This is a genomic window from Cupriavidus yeoncheonensis, assembly GCF_905397275.1.
Taxonomy (GTDB): domain Bacteria; phylum Pseudomonadota; class Gammaproteobacteria; order Burkholderiales; family Burkholderiaceae; genus Cupriavidus; species Cupriavidus yeoncheonensis.
The window spans coordinates 37,147-55,074 of record NZ_CAJPUY010000032.1 but is presented as its reverse complement, the minus strand read 5'-3'; the positions used below and the strand labels follow the sequence as shown (position 1 = coordinate 55,074).

General features: G+C 66.1%; 20 protein-coding genes. 12 read left to right on the top strand and 8 right to left on the bottom strand.

Annotated elements, in window-relative coordinates; genetic code table 11:
• Positions 1-354 precede the first annotated feature (354 nt).
• The 5 genes from KHO22_RS29530 to KHO22_RS29510 form a co-directional block, all read right to left on the bottom strand.
• Positions 355-1,131 carry an enoyl-CoA hydratase gene (locus KHO22_RS29530; RefSeq protein ID WP_211950724.1) on the bottom strand — a complete coding sequence of 259 codons (777 nt, stop codon included), beginning with the start codon at positions 1,129-1,131 and terminating at the stop codon, positions 355-357.
• Positions 1,074-2,243: a glycosyltransferase family 9 protein gene (locus KHO22_RS29525; protein WP_211950723.1), complete on the bottom strand. Its 1,170-nt coding sequence runs from the start codon at positions 2,241-2,243 to the stop codon at positions 1,074-1,076. Before KHO22_RS29525 ends, KHO22_RS29530 begins: the two co-directional genes overlap by 58 nt.
• A 419-nt stretch (positions 2,244-2,662) precedes the next feature.
• Positions 2,663-3,415 carry an amino acid ABC transporter ATP-binding protein gene (locus KHO22_RS29520; protein WP_211950727.1) on the bottom strand — a complete coding sequence of 251 codons (753 nt, stop codon included), beginning with the start codon at positions 3,413-3,415 and terminating at the stop codon, positions 2,663-2,665.
• Between the two features lie 37 nt (positions 3,416-3,452).
• The gene (locus tag KHO22_RS29515; protein WP_211950722.1) at positions 3,453-4,106 is read right to left on the bottom strand and encodes an amino acid ABC transporter permease; all 654 of its coding nucleotides are present in this window, start codon (positions 4,104-4,106) and stop codon (positions 3,453-3,455) included.
• 123 nt (positions 4,107-4,229) lie between these two features.
• Positions 4,230-5,027, bottom strand: a complete 798-nt coding sequence (locus KHO22_RS29510; RefSeq protein WP_211950721.1) for an amino acid ABC transporter substrate-binding protein — start codon at positions 5,025-5,027, stop codon at positions 4,230-4,232.
• A 268-nt stretch (positions 5,028-5,295) separates the two neighbouring features.
• Between KHO22_RS29510 and paaG the strand changes: the two genes are divergently transcribed.
• The 3 genes from paaG (at position 5,296) to paaK (ending at position 8,008) form a co-directional block, all read left to right on the top strand.
• Positions 5,296-6,120 (top strand): 2-(1,2-epoxy-1,2-dihydrophenyl)acetyl-CoA isomerase PaaG, encoded by an 825-nt coding sequence (paaG, locus tag KHO22_RS29505; RefSeq protein WP_211950720.1) that lies wholly within the window; start codon positions 5,296-5,298, stop codon positions 6,118-6,120.
• Between the two features lie 46 nt (positions 6,121-6,166).
• Positions 6,167-6,610, top strand: a complete 444-nt coding sequence (paaI, locus tag KHO22_RS29500; protein ID WP_211950719.1) for a hydroxyphenylacetyl-CoA thioesterase PaaI — start codon at positions 6,167-6,169, stop codon at positions 6,608-6,610.
• 93 nt (positions 6,611-6,703) lie between these two features.
• On the top strand, positions 6,704-8,008 hold the full coding sequence (gene paaK / locus KHO22_RS29495) for a phenylacetate--CoA ligase PaaK (protein WP_211950718.1): 1,305 nt from the start codon (positions 6,704-6,706) through the stop codon (positions 8,006-8,008).
• Positions 8,009-8,038: 30 nt separating this feature from the next.
• On the opposite strand, the gene mltA is transcribed toward paaK, so the two are convergent.
• Positions 8,039-9,187, bottom strand: a complete 1,149-nt coding sequence (gene mltA / locus KHO22_RS29490; RefSeq protein ID WP_230427081.1) for a murein transglycosylase A — start codon at positions 9,185-9,187, stop codon at positions 8,039-8,041.
• A gap of 118 nt (positions 9,188-9,305) precedes the next feature.
• Here mltA and KHO22_RS29485 point away from each other — a divergent pair, with 118 nt between their 5' ends.
• The gene (locus KHO22_RS29485) at positions 9,306-9,512 is read left to right on the top strand and encodes a hypothetical protein (RefSeq protein ID WP_211950716.1); all 207 of its coding nucleotides are present in this window, start codon (positions 9,306-9,308) and stop codon (positions 9,510-9,512) included.
• A gap of 34 nt (positions 9,513-9,546) precedes the next feature.
• Here KHO22_RS29485 and apaG read toward each other — a convergent pair whose 3' ends face one another.
• Entirely contained in the window at positions 9,547-9,921 is a 375-nt protein-coding gene (apaG, locus tag KHO22_RS29480) for a Co2+/Mg2+ efflux protein ApaG (protein WP_211950715.1), read from the bottom strand.
• A gap of 234 nt (positions 9,922-10,155) precedes the next feature.
• On the opposite strand from apaG, the gene rpe reads away from it, so the two are divergent.
• The 8 genes from rpe to KHO22_RS29440 all read left to right on the top strand — a co-directional run bounded on the left by rpe (position 10,156) and on the right by KHO22_RS29440 (position 17,554).
• Complete coding sequence (rpe, locus tag KHO22_RS29475; RefSeq protein ID WP_211950714.1) at positions 10,156-10,857, top strand: ribulose-phosphate 3-epimerase; 702 nt, start codon at positions 10,156-10,158, stop codon at positions 10,855-10,857.
• Positions 10,854-11,591: a phosphoglycolate phosphatase gene (gph, locus tag KHO22_RS29470; protein WP_211950713.1), complete on the top strand. Its 738-nt coding sequence runs from the start codon at positions 10,854-10,856 to the stop codon at positions 11,589-11,591. Before rpe ends, gph begins: the two co-directional genes overlap by 4 nt.
• A gap of 439 nt (positions 11,592-12,030) precedes the next feature.
• Entirely contained in the window at positions 12,031-13,548 is a 1,518-nt protein-coding gene (trpE, locus tag KHO22_RS29465; protein ID WP_211950712.1) for an anthranilate synthase component I, read from the top strand.
• A gap of 20 nt (positions 13,549-13,568) precedes the next feature.
• Positions 13,569-14,138, top strand: a complete 570-nt coding sequence (locus tag KHO22_RS29460; RefSeq protein WP_211950711.1) for an aminodeoxychorismate/anthranilate synthase component II — start codon at positions 13,569-13,571, stop codon at positions 14,136-14,138.
• Positions 14,139-14,206: 68 nt separating this feature from the next.
• Entirely contained in the window at positions 14,207-15,238 is a 1,032-nt protein-coding gene (gene trpD, locus KHO22_RS29455) for an anthranilate phosphoribosyltransferase (RefSeq protein ID WP_211950710.1), read from the top strand.
• Between the two features lie 51 nt (positions 15,239-15,289).
• Positions 15,290-16,093: an indole-3-glycerol phosphate synthase TrpC gene (gene trpC, locus KHO22_RS29450; RefSeq protein ID WP_211950709.1), complete on the top strand. Its 804-nt coding sequence runs from the start codon at positions 15,290-15,292 to the stop codon at positions 16,091-16,093.
• Between the two features lie 15 nt (positions 16,094-16,108).
• Positions 16,109-16,729, top strand: a complete 621-nt coding sequence (locus KHO22_RS29445; RefSeq protein ID WP_211950708.1) for a CYTH domain-containing protein — start codon at positions 16,109-16,111, stop codon at positions 16,727-16,729.
• Positions 16,730-16,771: 42 nt separating this feature from the next.
• Positions 16,772-17,554, top strand: a complete 783-nt coding sequence (locus KHO22_RS29440; RefSeq protein WP_211950707.1) for a uracil-DNA glycosylase — start codon at positions 16,772-16,774, stop codon at positions 17,552-17,554.
• A gap of 57 nt (positions 17,555-17,611) precedes the next feature.
• Here KHO22_RS29440 and KHO22_RS29435 read toward each other — a convergent pair whose 3' ends face one another.
• Positions 17,612-17,884: an acylphosphatase gene (locus tag KHO22_RS29435; RefSeq protein WP_211950706.1), complete on the bottom strand. Its 273-nt coding sequence runs from the start codon at positions 17,882-17,884 to the stop codon at positions 17,612-17,614.
• Positions 17,885-17,928 lie beyond the last annotated feature (44 nt).

Here is a 17,928-nt window from a genome sequence, read left to right as displayed (position 1 = left end):
TTTGCGTCGCTGCGTCAGCAGCAGAGAAACGAGATTATGCAGAACTTTCTTCGTTTCGTCAACCAGGTCAGCAATCTTTTTTGCTTCGGTCCGCCGCGCCAACTTCGCGCCACCGAACCACCCGGTCAACCCCGCAACCCTTGTCAGCCCTGCCTTGCAGCGCCGCGTTGTGTTGCGAGGGGGCGAATATTAGGCCTGATTTTCAGAGCTTGCAACATCTTTGTCATACCCGCATGGCGACCCACCTCACCCTGCGGGTCCAAGCCATTGATCGATAAGGGAATACCGGGTTTTCCCCGACATCGGGAAATTGAATACCCCACAGAAACCCTCGGGTATTCCCCTATCAAGTTATCAACGATGCTTGAAAGCCGGGCTGCGCTTCTCGACGAAGGCAGCCATCCCTTCTTTCTGGTCTTCGCTGGCAAAAGTCGAATGGAACAGCCGGCGTTCGAAATGCACGCCTTCCGCGAGCGTGGTTTCGTAGGCCGCGTTGATCGACTCCTTGATCATCATGACCACCGGCAACGAGAAGCCGGCAATCGCTTCCGCCGCCGACAGGGCTTCGTCCAGGAGTTTGTCCGCCGGCACTACCCGGGACACCAGGCCGGCGCGTTCGGCTTCCGCGGCATCCATCATGCGGGCGGTCAGGCACAGGTCCATGGCCTTGGCCTTGGACACCGCGCGCGGCATGCGCTGCGTGCCACCGGCACCCGGCATGGTGCCGAGCTTGACTTCCGGTTGGCCAAATCGCGCATTTTCGGCGGCGATGATGATGTCGCACATCATGGCGAGTTCGGAACCGCCACCGAGCGCGTAGCCCGCCACGGCGGCAATCACCGGCTTGCGGATGGTGCGGATGGTTTCCCAGTTACGGGTGATGTAGTCACCCTTGTACACGTCCATGAACGAATAGCTGGCCATCATGCCGATGTCCGCGCCGGCGGCGAAAGCCTTTTCGCTGCCGGTGATAACGATGGCGCCGATGCCTTCATCCTTGTCGAACGCCGTCAGCGCGGCGCCCAGTTCGTCCATCAGCGCGTCATTGAGCGCGTTCAGGGCTTTCGGGCGGTTCAGCCTGACCAGCCCGACGCGGCCGCGCGTTTCCACCAGGATGTTTTCGTACGACATGTCTTCTCCTTTGTCTGCAAAAGGGCCAAATACTGGTCCGGCGGCAAGTCTGCCACGTTAGCCGATTGTGTTGGAGCAGATTGCGCTGCGGGGCGGAGATCCTCCTGGTACGAAATCAGCTCGTACGCAGCGCTGACGACTTGTTCCACCTGCACATCCTCGATCCGCGTGCCTGTCAATGGCTTGACGACACGCATGTGCTCGCTATCCCCTGCCGGGCCGGTCACGTGCGACAGCGTCGGCCCGAAGATCGCAATGACGGGCGTGCGGAATGCCGCCGCGACGTGTGTAGGCCCGGTATCCGTGCCGATCAGCAGAGCCGAGTCAGCGATAAGCGCCATCATTTCGGGCAAGGACGTTTTCCCGCAGAGATTGACGACATCGGGAAACCTCGCCGCGATTTGCGCGACATGCTCCGCTTCCGCCGGCGTTCCGATCAGCACGGGCCGATGGCCGGGAAAGAATCGCGACCAGCCCTCCAGCAAGCCGATCCATCGTTCCACCGGCCACAGCCGCGAATTCGCCCGGTTGTGATAGAACGAACTGTTTCCGGCATGCAGGCAGATAAAAGGCGTTCCCAGGCCGAAGCGCGCGCGGATATCAATATCCGGCCGTCGCAAGGAAGGCATGGCGCGACGGGCGATATGGTCCGGCGTGCAATAGGCCAGCAGGCGCTGAACCACTTTCGTCCTGTGGGTATCCGGCGGGTCCACTTCTTGGCGCACCTTATAGACCTTGACCTTGTGGGCCACCGGAAAGCACCAGCCCAGGCTGGGGAAAAAGTCCGTCCGGTTGATGGTCAGGTCCAGTATCAGGTGATATGGATAGCGAAGCAGCGCACGGGAAAGTATCAGCCACTTGTGCGGATTCACCAGCAACGGAAGCCTGGGGCCGCCGCGCAGGATGAGGACGCGCGAGATGCGGGGGTCATGTTCGAACAGATCGCCAGACCGGTACTTCAGCAGCAGGTCGATCTCAAGATCGTTCCCATAGGTTTCGCGCAAGGCATCGATGGATGCGCTGGCCCACACGACATCGCCCAGGCCACCAATGCAAATAACCAGTGCCCGCGGCCTTCTTTTCCCGTTGGCCAATTTCGTTTTCTGCAACATTGACTCTCCAGCTTCCGCGATCCTGTTGGACGAGATATCCGCCAGCCCGTCGCCCCGAAAGGAGGCGTCGAGTCTGCCTGAGCTTTGTTCGCATATAAAGACAGGCAAAATATATTTTGGTTGCCTTTAAATGTCTTATTCTGACATCGCCTTGCGGGTCACTTTTCAGCCGGGCAAATGGAGATCATAAGGCACATCTATATCCGCGGCAGGCGCCCGCCTTCAAACATAGACGACGAGAAGGGATAGGGAAGCGTTCGCATGCCGGTGGCGGGAGTGCGGAGCCGGAGCGGCCGGTCGGGTGCGCAACAATAAGGGCGCCAGTGGCGCCCTTATTGACGATGTATTGCAGGGGAGCCCTTTCCCCTGCCACGCACCACCGCAAGATGTTCGATCTCATGCAGTGGCCGACCAGTGGCTCAGAGCATGTGCGCCAGGAATTCCCGGGTGCGTGCATGGGCCGGTGCGCCGAACACCCGCTCGGGCGGCCCTTCCTCGAGGATCCTGCCCTCGTCCATGAACACGACATGATTGGCGACCTCGCGTGCGAAGCCCATCTCGTGCGTGACGACAAGCATGGTCATATGCTCGTCCGCGAGTTGCCGCATGGTCCGCAGGACCTCCCCGGTCAGTTCCGGATCGAGCGCGGAAGTCGGCTCATCGAACAGCATGATGTCGGGTTCCATCGCCAGGGCCCGCGCGATGGCTACGCGCTGCTTCTGCCCGCCGGATAGCCGCGCCGGATAGTTGTCGCGCTTGGCCAGCAGGCCAACCTTGCGCAGCAACTCTTCCGCCTTGGGGACCGCGGCATCGCGCGACAGACCCTGGACGGTCATCGGCGCTTCGATGATGTTCTGCAGCACCGTCATGTGCGGGAACAGGTTGAACGACTGGAACACCATGCCCATCTTGCGGCAGATGCGGCGGACTTCCGCATCCGGCACGTATTTGGCGGCGCCCTCGGATCCCGTGGCCGCCAGCGCCTCGCCTTCGATTTCAATGGTGCCGCTGTCGATCACCTCGAGATGGTTGAGGCAGCGCAGCAGGGTACTCTTGCCCGAGCCGGAAGGACCGATCACTGCCGTGACGTCACCCTTGCGCAAGGTCAGGGAGACACCATGCAGGACCTGCAGCGGCCCGAACGCCTTGACGATGTCCCGGGCCGCGACCATGACACCGGGTGCGCCGCTGGCATCGGTTCCGGCCCGGTCAGTCATCATGTTTGGCATAGCGTTTCTCGAGGTGCTGGAAGAACCAGGTCAGGATCAGCGTCATCACCAGATAGAAGAGCGCGGCGACCAGGAAAGGCGTGGTGGTGAAATCGCGCTGCACGATGCCGCGCGCGGTACGAAGGATATCGTTGAGCGCCAGGACATAGATCAGCGACGTGTCCTTGATCAGCGTGATGGTCTCGTTGCTGACCGGCGGCAGGACGCGGCTGACCATCTGCGGCAGCACAACGCGCCGCATGGTCTGGAAGTAGGTCATGCCCAGCGCCTTGCTGGCTTCATACTGGCCGCGGTCGACCGACTTGATCCCCGCGCGGAAGATCTCCGCGAAATAGGCCGCGTAGTTCAGCGCGAACGCCACCACTGCCGCGGGAAAGTCCGGCAGGCGCACGCCAATGACCGGCACGAACGGCAGCGCGAAATAAATGAACAGCATCTGCAGCATCAGCGGCGTGCCGCGCATCAGCCAGATATAGCCATTGACGAGGCCGCTCAGCAGCGGCCATTTCGAGATGCGCGCCAACGCCAGCGCCAGCCCGAGCGGTACCGACAGGGCGAGCGTGATGGCGAACAGTGTGAGGGTGACTTTCGCACCCTGCGCCAAAGGCGACAGAAGGGATAAGACGTAATCCATGCTTACGCGGATGGAATGGGTTCGGGTCCGGGGCGCGGGGCCGTTGCTGCCGAGCCGGCACCCGGACCGCGATAAGGCGCGACGCCGCGCCAATGCAGCGCAGAACGTCGCGAAAGGTCAGGATTACTTGGTGATGTCAGCGCCGAACCACTTCGTGGCGATGCGGGCGGCCGTGCCGTCTTCCTTCATCGAACCCAGGGTCTTGTCGAGCTTGCCGAGCAGCTCGGCGTCGTCCTTGCGCACGCCGACGCCGTAGTCTTCCGTACCGAAGTTCTCGTCCAGCACGCGGTATTCGCCGGCGCGCTTGCTGATGAGGTAGCGGCCCACCACTTCGTCCACCACGATGGCGTCGAGGCGACCGGTCGACAGGTCCATCAGGGCCGTCACGTTATCGCCGAAGGTCTTGAGTTCCTTCAGGCTGGCGGCGACCTGGGCCTCCTTCCTGATCGCATCCACCGCACTGCTGCCATCCTGCGCGCCGACGATGCGGCCGGCCAGATCGGCCTTGGTCTTCACCGGGGACTTGATGCCAACGATGACGATCTGGTGGTTCGTCATATAGGGAGCGGTGAAACTGATGTTCTGCTTGCGCTCTTCCGTGATGGTCAGGCCATTCCACAGGACGTCCACGCGCTTGCCGTTGAGCTCGGCTTCCTTGGCGCTCCAGTCGATCGGCTTGAATTCAACCGTCATGCCGAGGCGGTGGCTCGCTTCCTTGGCCATGTCGATATCGAAGCCGACGAGTTCGTTGTTACTGTCGCGAAAGCCCATCGGCGGGAAGTTGTCGTCGAGGCCGACGATGATCTTGCTGGCCGCGACCGGCGCCGGCTCTGTGCCGGCAGCGGGGGCCGATTCCTTCTTGCCGCACGCCCCGAGCAGCGCGACGGTCGAAATCAGTAGGAGTGCAGCGAACTTCTTCATGGAGGTATCCAATGCAAATAGACAGGCACGCCGGTGTCCGGGCAGGGAGACCGACGGGTTTCAGGTTATTGTTGGCAGCGCGATTATAGAGCGACACCCTCCCCCGGCATTGCGAAGACCGCCGGCAATCGCGCAAACCCGTGCCCGCCGCGGCCGAGAATGCACCTGAGGCGATACACCCGAGTCAGTTTTTTGGTGCTACCATTCACCGACCGCCCGGTCGGTTAATTAGAGCCGTCCGACAAAAACATAAAGGCAGGAGACAACAATGCCCCCGATGTCCGCGCCCGCTGGCCAGCCGGTCAGCCTGGACTCCGGCCCCGTCTTGCTGACATGGCAAGGCAATGTGGCCGTCATCACCCTGAACCGCCCCGACAAGCTCAACAGCTTCACCCGCGAGATGCACGCCGCCCTGCGGCAGGCGCTGGATCATGTGGAGGCTGGTGGCGCCCGCGCGCTGCTGCTGACCGGCGCAGGCCGCGGTTTCTGCGCCGGCCAGGACCTCGCAGACCTCGACTTCACGCCCGGACAGATGACGGACCTGGGCGAACTGATCGACAACAATTTCAACCCGCTCGTCCGTCGCCTGCAGGCCCTGCCACTGCCGGTGGTGGCCGCCGTGAACGGCACCGCCGCGGGCGCTGGCGCCAACCTGGCGCTGGCCTGCGACATGGTGCTGGCGGCACGCTCGGCCAGTTTCATCCAGGCGTTCGTCAAGATCGGGCTGGTGCCCGATTCCGGCGGCACCTGGCTGCTGCCCAAGCGCATCGGCATGGCACGCGCCATGGGCCTGGCCATGACCGGCGATAAGCTCACGGCCGAAGAGGCCGAGAAATGGGGCCTGGTCTGGGAGACCATGGACGATCCGCTGCTGCCAGAGCAGGCGCTGGCGCTCGCCACCCATCTCGCGGCCCAGCCCACGCGTGCGCTCGCGGCGATCAAACGCTCCATGTATGCCAGCGGCACCTCGACGCTGGATACGCAGCTCGACCTGGAGCGCGACCTGCAGCGCGAGCTGGGGCAATCCGCCGACTATGCGGAAGGTGTCAATGCCTTCCTGGAAAAGCGCGCACCGAAGTTCACCGGCCGCTGACCGGCAGGCGCCATCGGGCGCCGCCCCACCAAGACAGGAGACCCGCTTGACCAAAGATCCGCAGGCACTTGCCGAGGCGGCCGCCGCCGCCATGTATGAAGCCGATACCTGCAGCCGCTGGCTGGGCATCGTGGTGCAGGAAGTGCGGCCTGGCTACGCCCGCCTGACCATGCCGGTGCGCCCCGAATTCCTCAATGGACACGGCATCTGCCATGGCGGCCTGATGTTTACACTGGCTGACTCGAGCTTCGCTTTCGCGTGCAATAGCCACAATATCAATACGGTGGCGGCGGGCTGCAGCATCGAGTTCCTGAAACCCGTGCACGGCGACGACGTGCTGACGGCCGAGGCGGCAGAGCAGACCCTGTCCGGCCGGCACGGCATCTACGATATCCGCGTGACCAATGCCGCCGGCGACGTGGTGGCGATGTTCCGCGGCAAGTCGGCGCAGATCAGGGGACACGTGGTAGCGCCGGACAGCGGCGCCTGAAGCGCCTCGAATCCACGAGGCTTGCCGGGCCCGCGGCCCGACCCCGCGCAAGACGATGCCATCGACAAGTACGCCCCCCGTGCAGGAGACGATATGAGCACGCGCCTGACCGATCTGCCCCTCGAACCCATCGAGACCGCCAGCCGCGCCGAGCTGCAGGCACTGCAGCTCGAACGCCTGAAGTGGTCGCTCCATCATGCCTACGAGCATTCTCCGGTCTACCGTCGCAAGTTCGACGAAGCCGGCGTGCACCCGGACCAGGTCCGGACGCTGGCGGACCTGGCGCGCTTCCCGTTCACCACCAAGCAGGACCTGCGCGACAACTACCCGTTCGGCATGTTCGCGGTGCCGCAGGACCGCGTGGCGCGCGTGCATGCCTCGTCAGGCACCACGGGCAAACCGACGGTGGTCGGCTACACGCTCAAGGACATCGACACCTGGGCCACCGTGATGGCGCGCTCGATCCGCGCGTCCGGCGCGCGGCGCGGCGACAAGGTGCACGTCAGCTACGGCTACGGCCTGTTCACTGGCGGCCTGGGCGCGCACTACGGCGTGGAGAAGGCCGGCCTTACGGCGATCCCGTTCGGCGGCGGGCAGACCGAGCGGCAGGTGCAGCTGATCATGGATTTCAAGCCCGAGATCATCATGGTCACGCCCAGCTACATGCTGGCGATCGCCGACGAATTCGAGCGCCAGGGTATTGACCCGGCCACGACCTCGCTGCGCGTGGGCATCTTCGGCGCCGAGCCGTGGACGCCGGAAATGCGCCTGGCGATCGAGAAGCGCATGAACATCTCGGCGGTGGATATCTACGGGCTGTCCGAGGTGATGGGCCCGGGCGTGGCCAATGAATGTGCCGAGACCAAGGACGGCCCGACCATCTGGGAAGACCATTTCTACCCGGAAATCATCGACCCCGACACCGGCGCGGTGCTGCCCGACGGCGAGTTCGGCGAGCTGGTGTTCACCTCGCTGACCAAAGAGGCGATGCCGGTGGTGCGCTACCGGACCCGCGACCTGACCCGGCTGTTGCCAGGCACGGCGCGCGCAGCGTTCCGGCGCATGGAAAAGGTCACCGGCCGTACCGACGACATGATGATCGTGCGCGGCGTGAACGTGTTCCCGTCGCAGATCGAAGAACTGATCCTGAAGCGCGCGGAACTGGCGCCGCACTATCAGTGCGTGCTGGCGCGCGAGGGGCCGATGGACACGCTGACGGTGCGCGTGGAGTGCGCCCATGGCAACGAACCGGCGACGGCGCAGGCCGCGCGCGAAGCGCTGGCCCACGATATCAAGGCGTATGTCGGCGTGAGCGCCGCCATCGAGGTGCTGCCGGCCGGCGGCATCGAACGCTCGGTCGGCAAGGCGCGCCGCATCGTCGACCAGCGCCCGCGCTAGTGTCCTGACCAGGAAGCGCCGCGCGGCGCCTCAGCTGCGCGGCATCAGCACCCACATCCGGCCGCCCTGCTTCATGCGTCCGGCGGTCTCGCCCGCCGCATCGCCGGCACCCCAGAAGAAGTCCGCGCGCACGCCGCCCTTGATGGCGCTGCCGGTGTCCTGCGCGAACATCAGCCGCTCGATCGGTTCGGTCGACAGCGGACGCGTGGTCGACAGGAACACCGGCACGCCCAGCGGAATGGTGGCCGGATCGACCGCGATCGAGCGCTCCGCCGTCAGCGGCACACCCAGCGCACCGACCGGGCCGTCATTGGTCGGCGGCAGTTCGCGGAAGAACACGAAACGCGGATTCACGTTGAGCATCTCGTCCACGCGCGACGGGTTGGCCCGCGCCCACGCCTTGATGCCTTGCATGGTCGCCTGCGCCGGCGTGATCTCGCCGCGGTCGAGCAGCCACTTGCCGAAGGAGCGGAACGGCTGGTCGTTGGTGCCGCCAAAGCCCACGCGCATCATGGTGCCGTTGGGCAGCCGGATGCGGCCCGAACCCTGGATCTGCAGGAAAGCGGCCTCCACCGCGTCGTCCACCCACACCAGCTCGTTGCCGCGCATGGCCGGGTTCTGCAGCAGCTCGGCGCGCGCGGGCAGCGCCCGGTTGGCCATCTGCGCGGGCTTGCGGTACAGCGGAATCTGGAACTGGCCCTGGCGCGTGCGCGAGCCGTGCAGGATGGGTTCGTAGTAGCCCGTGATCAGGCCGCTGTCGGTGCCGTCGCCGTTGATGACGCGGAACGGCTGGAAGTTGGTTTCGAAGTAGGCGCGCATGGCGCCGAGGTCGCCGGCATCGACCATCAGGCCCGCGGCGCACGCGCGGCTCCATTCGGCGCGCTTCTTCAGCGCCTGGCAGCTGGCCTGCAGGGCGGGCCAGGCGGCGCGCATGTCGTCCTGGCTCCAGCCGTTGATCTCGCTCCAGTTCGCGGCCTGCAGGCGGCCCTTCTGCGCGCCCGGGGTCGGGGCCGTCGTGCCGGGCGTGCCACCGGTCTCGATGCGCGGCGGCGGCCCGCTCATGCAGCCTGCCAGCAGCGCGGCGCCGGCGGCCAGCGCGAGCCAGCCCCGCCATGGCGCGCCGGCATGGCGGCTGGCCTTGCGACGCGGATACGTGGAATAGAAATGCGGAATTGCCATCTTGTCAGTTGGTATGGTCCAGCGCCGCCGCGCATGCAATCGGGGCCGATGCCCTACAATGCCCGGCGTCAATCGTCACCGTCGCGGTCGCCCGTGAAGGCCGGCCGCCGTACCGATCATGTCCGAGTTCCTTGAAGCCCACCCGATGCTGCTGTTCGCGCTCGAAGCCGGCGTGGCACTGTTGCTGCTGATCTTCATCGTGGCCTGGACCATGGGCACGGCGAAGAAGAACCCGCGTCCGTCCCGAGCCCCGGCCGACCACCCGTCGCGCCAGACCCAGGACCAGAAGCCGGTGCAGGATCAGGACAGCCAGCCACGCCAGTAGGTTCCCGGCGCAGCGAACATCGGGCCGATGCGGCTCAGTGCAGCATGCGCGGCAGCACCAGCGCGAATTCGGGAATCGGCACCTCGAAGCGGTGGCCGTCCTCGGCCACGCAGAAATATTCGCCCTTCATCGAGCCCACCGGCGTCGAGATCGTGGCCCAGCTCGTGTATTCGAAATGCTCGCCTGGCTTGAGCAGCGGCTGGTGGCCGACCACGCCCAGTCCCGCGACTTCCTGCGAGCTGTTGTCGCTGTCGGTGATGATCCAGTGGCGCGAGATCAGCTGCGCGGCGACTTCGCCCGTATTGTGGATCGTGATGGTGTAGGCGAAGGCGTGGCGCCCGCGTTCGGGGTCGGACTGGTCGGGCAGGTACTGGGTACGTACCGCCACGGAAAAAGCGTACTCGCTCATTTGTCTGCGGGATCCGGCTCAAGGGTAGGCGCATTGTGCGGCAAGGCTCCGGTAGCGGCAAGTGCGAACCAGCCCCGGCCCCGTGGCGCCGACAGGCGTAAAATACGCGCCATTCGTCGGCCGGCAGTCCCCGGATCGTCCCGCAGGAACCGGATTCCCGTCCCGATTCCGCCCTGATTCCGCCCCGATTCCGCCGCGCCGCACCCTACTGACCCCACTTTTCCGCCCGCCGCCATGAGCACACCCACCTACCGCATCGCCCCGTCCATCCTGTCCGCCGACTTTGCCCGCCTGGGCGAGGAAGTCCGCCGCGTGACCGAGGCCGGCGCCGACTGGATCCACTTCGACGTGATGGACAACCACTACGTCCCGAACCTGACGGTGGGCCCGCTGGTGTGCGAGGCCATCCGCCCGCACGTGAGCGCGCCGATCGACGTGCACCTGATGGTGCGCCCGGTGGACCGCATCATCCCGGACTTTGCCAAGGCCGGTGCCAATATCATCACCTTCCACCCGGAAGCCAGCGAACATGTGGACCGCTCGCTCGCGCTGATCCGCGACAACGGCTGCCAGGCCGGCCTGGTGTTCAACCCGGCCACGCCGCTGCACCACCTGGACCACGTGATGGACCGCCTGGACGTGATCCTGCTGATGTCGGTCAACCCGGGCTTCGGCGGCCAGTCGTTCATCCCCGAGACGCTGAACAAGCTGCGCGCGGTGCGCCAGCGCATCGACGCCTACACCGAGCGCACCGGCCGCAAGATCCTGCTGGAAGTGGATGGCGGCGTGAAGGTCGACAATATCGCGGAGATCGCCGCGGCCGGCGCCGACACCTTCGTGGCCGGATCGGCCGTGTTCGGCAAGCCCGATGCGGACGGCGGCTACCGCGGCATTATTTCCGCGCTGCGCGCCGAGCTGGCCAAGGCCGGCCAATGAGCGCCGGCATGACGCTGCGCCGCACCGACTGGGGCGGCATCGAAGGCGTGATCGTCGACCTGGACGGCACCATGGTCGACACCGCTGGCGATTTCCACGCCTCGATCAACGCCATGCTGCTGGCGCTGGCACGCCTGCATCCCAACCTGGGGCCGGTGGCGCCGATGTCCGAACAGGACATCGTCAGCTTCGTCGGCAAGGGTTCGGAAAACCTGATCCGGCGCGTGCTCGATGCGCGCTTTGCCCCGCTGCACGCCAACGGCCTGTTCGCCGAGGCCTATGCGCTCTACGACCGCGAGTACATCCGCATCAACGGCCAGTTCTCGCAGGTCTACCCGGGCGTGCGCGAAGGCCTGGCGGCGCTGAAGGCGGCCGGCCTGCGCATGGCCTGCGTGACCAACAAGCCCTACAGCTTCACCGAGCCGCTGCTGGCCAAGACCGGGCTCGCGCAGTATTTCGAGCTGGTCTACGGCGGCGACGCGTTCCCGCTGCGCAAGCCGGACCCGTACCCGCTGCTCAAGGTGGCCGAGGTTTTCCACCTCGATCCGTCGGCCATGCTGGCGATCGGCGACTCCGAAAACGACGCGCAGGCGGCCCGCGCCGCGGGCATGGGCGTGCTGCTGATGCCCTATGGCTACAACCATGGCAACCCTGTACAAGGCGTCGACGCCGATGGTATAGTCGATTCCATTGTCCGCGTGGCAGAGCTTCTTGCTGCACACGAAATACGCTGAAAAGCGTGGCGAAAGCCCCGGCAATCAGACCTCTACAGCCCCTGAACACCTCAATGTTCTTCAACCGCAAACGCATCTCTTCTGGCAGTGATCGGCAGGCTTGGCCCTGGCGTCGCTGGCGCGCCTCCCAACAGGCGTAAAGTGCGTTCGCGAGTCCGCTGAAGGGCCTTCGTACGGAAGGCTCTCGGCAACCGGCCAGGGTGCCGGCATCCTTACCAGGATCCCTCTTCACTCCCCGCCAGCAAGCGTAGCCCCATGTGCTACGTTTAGCTCAAGAACGCGCCACACGCCGCCCCCGGCCGTGTGCGGTCTTGTCCGCAGTCTTCCCGCACCACGGTTCCCAATCCGGAGCTGGCCTTGTGCCGCCTCCCGCCCGAATTGCCGACACCGCGGCGCCGCGCCACCCTGATAACGCCGCGCGCCGCAAACGAGGATCGACATGACCGAACTGGAATTCAAATCGCTGGCCGACCAGGGCTACAACCGCATCCCGCTGATCGCCGAGGCCTTTGCCGACCTGGAAACGCCGCTGTCGCTGTACCTGAAGCTGGCCCAGTCGCAGACGCGCGGCGTCAACACCTTCCTGCTGGAATCGGTGGTGGGCGGCGAACGCTTCGGGCGCTACTCGTTCATCGGCCTGCATGCCCGCACGCTGCTGCGCGCCTACGGCAACCGCGCCGAGGTCGTGACCGACGGCAAGGTGGTCGAGACCCACGAAGGCAACCCGCTGGATTTCATCGCCGAATTCGAGAGCCGCTTCAAGGTGGCGCTGCGCCCCGGCCTGCCGCGCTTCTGCGGCGGCCTGGCCGGCTACTTCGGTTACGACGCGGTGCGCTATATCGAGAAGAAGCTCGCCGACACGCAGAAGGCGGATGACCTGGGCCTGCCCGACATCCAGCTGCTGCTGTGCGAGGAACTTGCCGTCATCGACAACCTGTCGGGCAAGCTCTACCTGATCGTCTACGCCGACCCCACCACGCCCGAGGCCTACCCCCGTGCCCGCCAGCGCCTGCGCGAACTGCGCATGAAGCTGCGCCAGCCGGTGGATGTGCCCGTGACCAGCCCGTCGGTGCAGACGGATGTCTACCGCGAATTCGACAAGGCCGACTACCTCGCGGCCGTGCACAAGGCCAAGGAATACATCATGGCCGGCGACATGATGCAGGTGCAGATCGGCCAGCGCCTGACCAAGCCGTACCGCGACGCGCCGCTGTCGCTGTACCGCGCGCTGCGTTCGCTGAACCCGTCGCCGTACATGTACTTCTACAACTTCGGCGATTTCCAGATCGTGGGCGCCTCGCCGGAGATCCTGGTGCGCCAGGAATCGCGCAAGGTCGGCACCAACGGCGACACCCGCAACGAGCACATCATCACTATCCGCCCGCTGGCTGGCACCCGCCCGCGCGGCAACACGCCCGAGAAGGACGCCCAGCTCGCCACTGAACTGCTCAACGACCCGAAGGAGATCGCCGAGCACGTGATGCTGATCGACCTGGCGCGCAACGATATCGGCCGCATCGCCGAGACCGGCTCGGTCAAGGTCACCGACAAGATGGTGATCGAGAAATACTCGCACGTGCAGCACATCGTCAGCTCGGTCGAAGGCACGCTGCGCCCGGGCATGAGCAACCTGGACGTGCTGCGCGCCACCTTCCCGGCCGGCACGCTGTCGGGCGCGCCCAAGGTGCGCGCGATGGAGATCATCGACGAACTGGAGCCGCGCAAGCGCGGCATCTACGGCGGCGCCGTGGGCTACCTGTCGTTCGGCGGCGAGATGGACCTGGCGATCGCCATCCGCACCGGCATCGTCAAGGACGGCAACCTCTATGTGCAGGCCGCGGCCGGCATCGTCGCCGATTCGGACCCCGAAGCCGAATGGAGAGAAACCGAAGCCAAGGCGCGCGCCGTGATCCGCGCCGCCGAGCAGGTCCAGGATGGCCTGGACTCCGACATCTGAACGAAACAGGAGACAAGGCCATGCTGCTGATGATCGACAACTACGATTCCTTCACCTACAACCTGGTGCAATACTTCGGCGAACTCGGCGAGGACGTGCGCACCTATCGCAACGACGAAATCACGCTGGAAGAGATCGAGGCGCTCAGGCCCGACCACATCTGCGTGTCGCCCGGCCCGTGCAGCCCGAAGGAAGCCGGCATCTCGGTGGCCGTGCTGCAGCACTTCGCCGGCAAGGTGCCGCTGCTCGGCGTATGCCTGGGCCACCAGGCCATCGGCGAGGCCTTCGGCGGCAAGGTGATCCGCGCCAAGCAGGTCATGCACGGCAAGGTCAGCACCATCGAGACCACGCAGGAAGGTGTGTTCGCCGGCCTGCCCAGGCACTTCGACGTGACGCGCTATCATTCGCTGGCGATCGAGCGCGAAACCCTGCCCGATTGCCTGGAAGTGACCGCCTGGACGCCTGACGGCGAAATCATGGGCGTGCGCCACAAGACGCTGGCCATCGAGGGCGTGCAGTTCCACCCCGAGTCGATTCTCTCGGAACATGGCCATGCGCTGCTGGCCAACTTCGTGAAGACGACGCGATGAGGCTGCTCGACACTCCCACCCCGTCCGTTTCCATCGCGCCGCCTGCCACACAAACGACCGAGACCGCCATGACCATCACCGCCCAGGAAGCGCTGACCCGCTGCATCGAACACCGCGAGATCTTCCACGACGAGATGCTGCACCTGATGCGCCAGATCATGCAGGCGCAGATCTCGCCGGTGATGGCCGCCGCGATCCTGACCGGCCTGCGCGTGAAGAAGGAAACCATCGGCGAGATCTCGGCCGCGGCGCAGGTGATGCGCGAATTCGCCCACAAGGTCGACGTGGCGGACCGCGAGAACTTCGTCGATATCGTCGGCACCGGCGGCGACGGCTCGCATACCTTCAATATCTCGACGGCCTCGATGTTCGTGGCCGCCGCGGCCGGGGCGAAGATCGCCAAGCACGGCAACCGCGGCGTGAGCTCCAAGTCGGGCAGCGCCGACGTGCTGGAAGCGCTGGGCGTGAACATCATGCTGACGCCCGAACAGGTCGGCCAGTGCATCGCGCAGACCGGCATCGGCTTCATGTTCGCCCCGACCCACCACCCGGCCATGAAGAACGTGGCGCCGATCCGAAAGGAAATGGGCGTGCGCACCATCTTCAATATCCTCGGGCCGCTGACCAACCCGGCCGACGCGCCGAACATCCTGATGGGCGTGTTCCACCCCGATCTCGTCGGCATCCAGGTGCGCGTGATGCAGCGCCTGGGCGCCAGGCACGCGCTGGTGGTCTACGGCAAGGACGGCATGGACGAGGTGTCGCTCGGCGCCGCCACGCTGGTGGGCGAACTGAAGGACGGCGAAGTCCGCGAGTACGAGATCCACCCGGAAGACTTCGGCCTGTCGATGATCTCGAATCGCGGCCTGAAGGTGGCCGATGCGATCGAGTCCAGGGAGATGCTGCTCGAAGCGCTCGGCAACGTGCCCGGCACGCCGCGCGAGATCGTCTCGCTCAACGCCGGCACCGCGCTGTATGCCGCCAACGTGGCCGACTCCATCGAAGACGGCATCCGCCGCGCGCGCGAAGCCATCGCCAGCGGTGCCGCGCGCGAGAAGCTCGACCACTTCGTGCGCGCCACCCAGCAGTTCAAGGCCTGAATCCGACTACTCTCCCAACCACTCGCCCCAACCATTCGCCGGAACCGCCGTATGTCCGACATCCTGCAAAAGATCATGGCCGTCAAGGCCGACGAAGTCGCCGCTGCCCGCAAGAAGCGCGACCTGCCCAGCCTGCGCGCCGAGGCCGAAAGCCTGCGCCACGAGGCCGGCTTCGCCCCGCGCGGCTTTGAACGGGCGCTGCGCGAGAAGATCGCCGCCGGCCACGCCGGCGTGATCGCCGAGGTCAAGAAGGCCTCCCCGTCCAAGGGCGTGCTGCGCGAAAACTTCGTGCCCGAGGCGATTGCCGAGAGCTACGCCAGCCACGGCGCCGCCTGCCTGTCGGTGCTGACCGACGTGAATTTCTTCCAGGGCCACGCCGACTACCTGAAGCGCGCGCGCGGCGCCTGCCCGCTGCCCGCGCTGCGCAAGGACTTCATGCTCGACCTGTACCAGGTCTATGAAGCGCGCAGCTGGGGCGCGGACTGCATCCTGCTGATCGTCTCGGCGCTGGACCCGGGCCTGATGGCCGACCTGGAAGCCTGCGCGCACGAGCTCGGCATGGACGTGCTGGTGGAAGTCCACGGCGGCGACGAACTCGACCGCGCGCTGCGCCTGAAGACGCCGCTGCTCGGCGTGAACAACCGCAACCTGCGCACCTTCGAAGTCTCGCTCGACAACACGCTGGAGCTGCTGCCGCGCATGCCGACCGACCGCCTGGTGGTGACGGAATCCGGCATCCTGGGCCCGGACGACGTAAAGCGCATGCGCGACGCCGATGTCCACGCCTTCCTGGTCGGCGAAGCGTTCATGCGCGCGCCGGACCCGGGCGTCGAACTGGCCCGGCTGTTCGCCTAAGCCGGTCGCACGCCGATGGCACAGGAAATCGAACTCAAGCTCGCCGTACCTGACGCAAGCCTCGCCCCCGTCGCCGCCTGGCTCGACGCCAATGGCGAGGCGAAGGGCGAGCTCACGCTGCTCAACGTCTACCTCGACACGCCCGAACGCGACCTGGCCCGCGCACGCGCCGCGCTGCGCCTGCGCCGCAAGGGCGCCCAGTGGCTGCAGACGCTGAAGACCGCCGGGCAAAGCCAGTCGGGCCTGGCCAGCCGGCACGAGTGGGAAACCGAAGTCGCGTGCGAGGCCATCGAGCTGCAGCGGCTGCCGGACGAAGCGCGGGCACTGCTGGCGCCGCTGGCCGCGCGCCTTGCCCCGGTCTTTCGCACCGACTTTGCCCGCCGCACCTGGATCCTTGAGCAGGACGGCGCGCGCATCGAGGCCGCGCTCGACAGCGGCGCCATCACCGCACCGGCCACCCACGCGCAGGAGCGCATCCAGGAACTGGAACTGGAATGGCTGTCAGGCGATGAAAGCCGGGCAGCCGACGCGCTGCGCGCCCTTGGCGCGCGCCTGCAGGCCATTGCCGCGCTGACGCCGTCCGATCTCAGCAAGGCTGCGCGCGGCTACCGGCTGGCCGGTGTCGCCAACGCCTGATACCTTCCCGACTCCCCCGCGATTCCGCCTCCATCCGTACGCATGCAAGCTGATCTGTTCGCCCCTGAGACTGAGCCCGACACCGCAACGCCACGCGCCGCAGCCGCCGGGCTGCAGGCCCAGGCCGACGCCCTGCCCGCCGCCTGGCGCGATCTGCTGGCGCCCTGTCTGGCGGCACCGGCCTGGCAGGAGCTGGCCGACTTCGTCGACAGCGAGCGCTCGGCCGGCAAGCCGGTCTTTCCGCACGAGGTCTTCCATGCGCTGCACCTGACGCCGCCCGATGCGGTCAAGGTCGTCATCCTGGGGCAGGACCCGTACCACGGCACCGGCGTGGTCGGCGGCGTGGAGCTGCCGCAGGCGCATGGCCTGGCATTCTCGGTACCGGACGGGATCAAGGTGCCGCCCAGCCTGCGCAATATCTTCAAGGAGATCGCGGCCGAGTATGGTGACAGCCGCGACAGCCCGGCGCCGCGCCCGTCCGGCAACCTGGAAGGCTGGGCACGCCAGGGCGTGCTGCTGCTCAACACCGTGCTGACCGTGGAACAGGGCCAGGCCGCCAGCCATGCGCGGCGAGGCTGGGAGGCGGTGACCGACTGCCTGATCCACGCGCTGGCCGAGCGCCACGCGAACCTCGTGTTCCTGCTGTGGGGCAGCCACGCGCAGGCCAAGAAGCCGTTGCTGACGGCCAGCCATTGCGTGCTCGAAGCCCCGCACCCGTCGCCGCTGTCGGCGCATCGCGGCTTCCTGGGCTGCGGGCATTTCCGCGAAGCCAACCGGTGGCTGGAAGCGCACGGACGTGCGCCGATCGACTGGCTGGCGGCCTGAGGCGGGCTTTCCCGCCGTCGGCGCCCGCCGATCACGCCGGTTTCTCCTGGCAAGCGGCTAGACCGTCGGCCGCAGATCGAAATCCTCGAACTTGCCCTGCCCCGGCTCGACTTCAACGTGCGTGACTCGCGAGGCCGGCGGGCCGGACTGCATCCAGTTGCGCAGGGCCTCCAGCTGCAGCAAGGTGCCGGCGGCCATGACCTCGACCGTGCCGTCGGACCGGTTGCGCACCCAGCCTTTGAGCCCGAGCGAAATGGCTGCCTGCGCGCAGCCCGCGCGGTAGCCCACGCCCTGCACGCGCCCATGCGCCGTCATGTGCCAGGTTTCCATGGCATGCTCCTCCTTGACCCGCGTGCCGGCCGACCCGCTACATC

Bases quoted from the DNA above. Each gene is read 5' to 3' on its own strand.
- mltA (WP_230427081.1), bottom strand. From the start codon at position 9,187: ATGGCAATTCCGCATTTCTATTCCACGTATCCGCGTCGCAAGGCCAGC.
- paaG (WP_211950720.1), top strand. From the start codon at position 5,296: ATGCCCCCGATGTCCGCGCCCGCTGGCCAGCCGGTCAGCCTGGACTCC.
- KHO22_RS29460 (WP_211950711.1), top strand. From the start codon at position 13,569: ATGCTGCTGATGATCGACAACTACGATTCCTTCACCTACAACCTGGTG.
- KHO22_RS29510 (WP_211950721.1), bottom strand. From the start codon at position 5,027: ATGAAGAAGTTCGCTGCACTCCTACTGATTTCGACCGTCGCGCTGCTC.
- gph (WP_211950713.1), top strand. From the start codon at position 10,854: ATGAGCGCCGGCATGACGCTGCGCCGCACCGACTGGGGCGGCATCGAA.
- KHO22_RS29435 (WP_211950706.1), bottom strand. From the start codon at position 17,884: ATGGAAACCTGGCACATGACGGCGCATGGGCGCGTGCAGGGCGTGGGC.
- KHO22_RS29440 (WP_211950707.1), top strand. From the start codon at position 16,772: ATGCAAGCTGATCTGTTCGCCCCTGAGACTGAGCCCGACACCGCAACG.
- KHO22_RS29530 (WP_211950724.1), bottom strand. From the start codon at position 1,131: ATGTCGTACGAAAACATCCTGGTGGAAACGCGCGGCCGCGTCGGGCTG.
- KHO22_RS29525 (WP_211950723.1), bottom strand. From the start codon at position 2,243: ATGTTGCAGAAAACGAAATTGGCCAACGGGAAAAGAAGGCCGCGGGCA.
- trpC (WP_211950709.1), top strand. From the start codon at position 15,290: ATGTCCGACATCCTGCAAAAGATCATGGCCGTCAAGGCCGACGAAGTC.
- KHO22_RS29485 (WP_211950716.1), top strand. From the start codon at position 9,306: ATGTCCGAGTTCCTTGAAGCCCACCCGATGCTGCTGTTCGCGCTCGAA.
- KHO22_RS29445 (WP_211950708.1), top strand. From the start codon at position 16,109: ATGGCACAGGAAATCGAACTCAAGCTCGCCGTACCTGACGCAAGCCTC.
- KHO22_RS29520 (WP_211950727.1), bottom strand. From the start codon at position 3,415: ATGGTCGCGGCCCGGGACATCGTCAAGGCGTTCGGGCCGCTGCAGGTC.
- rpe (WP_211950714.1), top strand. From the start codon at position 10,156: ATGAGCACACCCACCTACCGCATCGCCCCGTCCATCCTGTCCGCCGAC.
- apaG (WP_211950715.1), bottom strand. From the start codon at position 9,921: ATGAGCGAGTACGCTTTTTCCGTGGCGGTACGTACCCAGTACCTGCCC.
- trpD (WP_211950710.1), top strand. From the start codon at position 14,207: ATGACCATCACCGCCCAGGAAGCGCTGACCCGCTGCATCGAACACCGC.
- paaK (WP_211950718.1), top strand. From the start codon at position 6,704: ATGAGCACGCGCCTGACCGATCTGCCCCTCGAACCCATCGAGACCGCC.
- trpE (WP_211950712.1), top strand. From the start codon at position 12,031: ATGACCGAACTGGAATTCAAATCGCTGGCCGACCAGGGCTACAACCGC.
- KHO22_RS29515 (WP_211950722.1), bottom strand. From the start codon at position 4,106: ATGGATTACGTCTTATCCCTTCTGTCGCCTTTGGCGCAGGGTGCGAAA.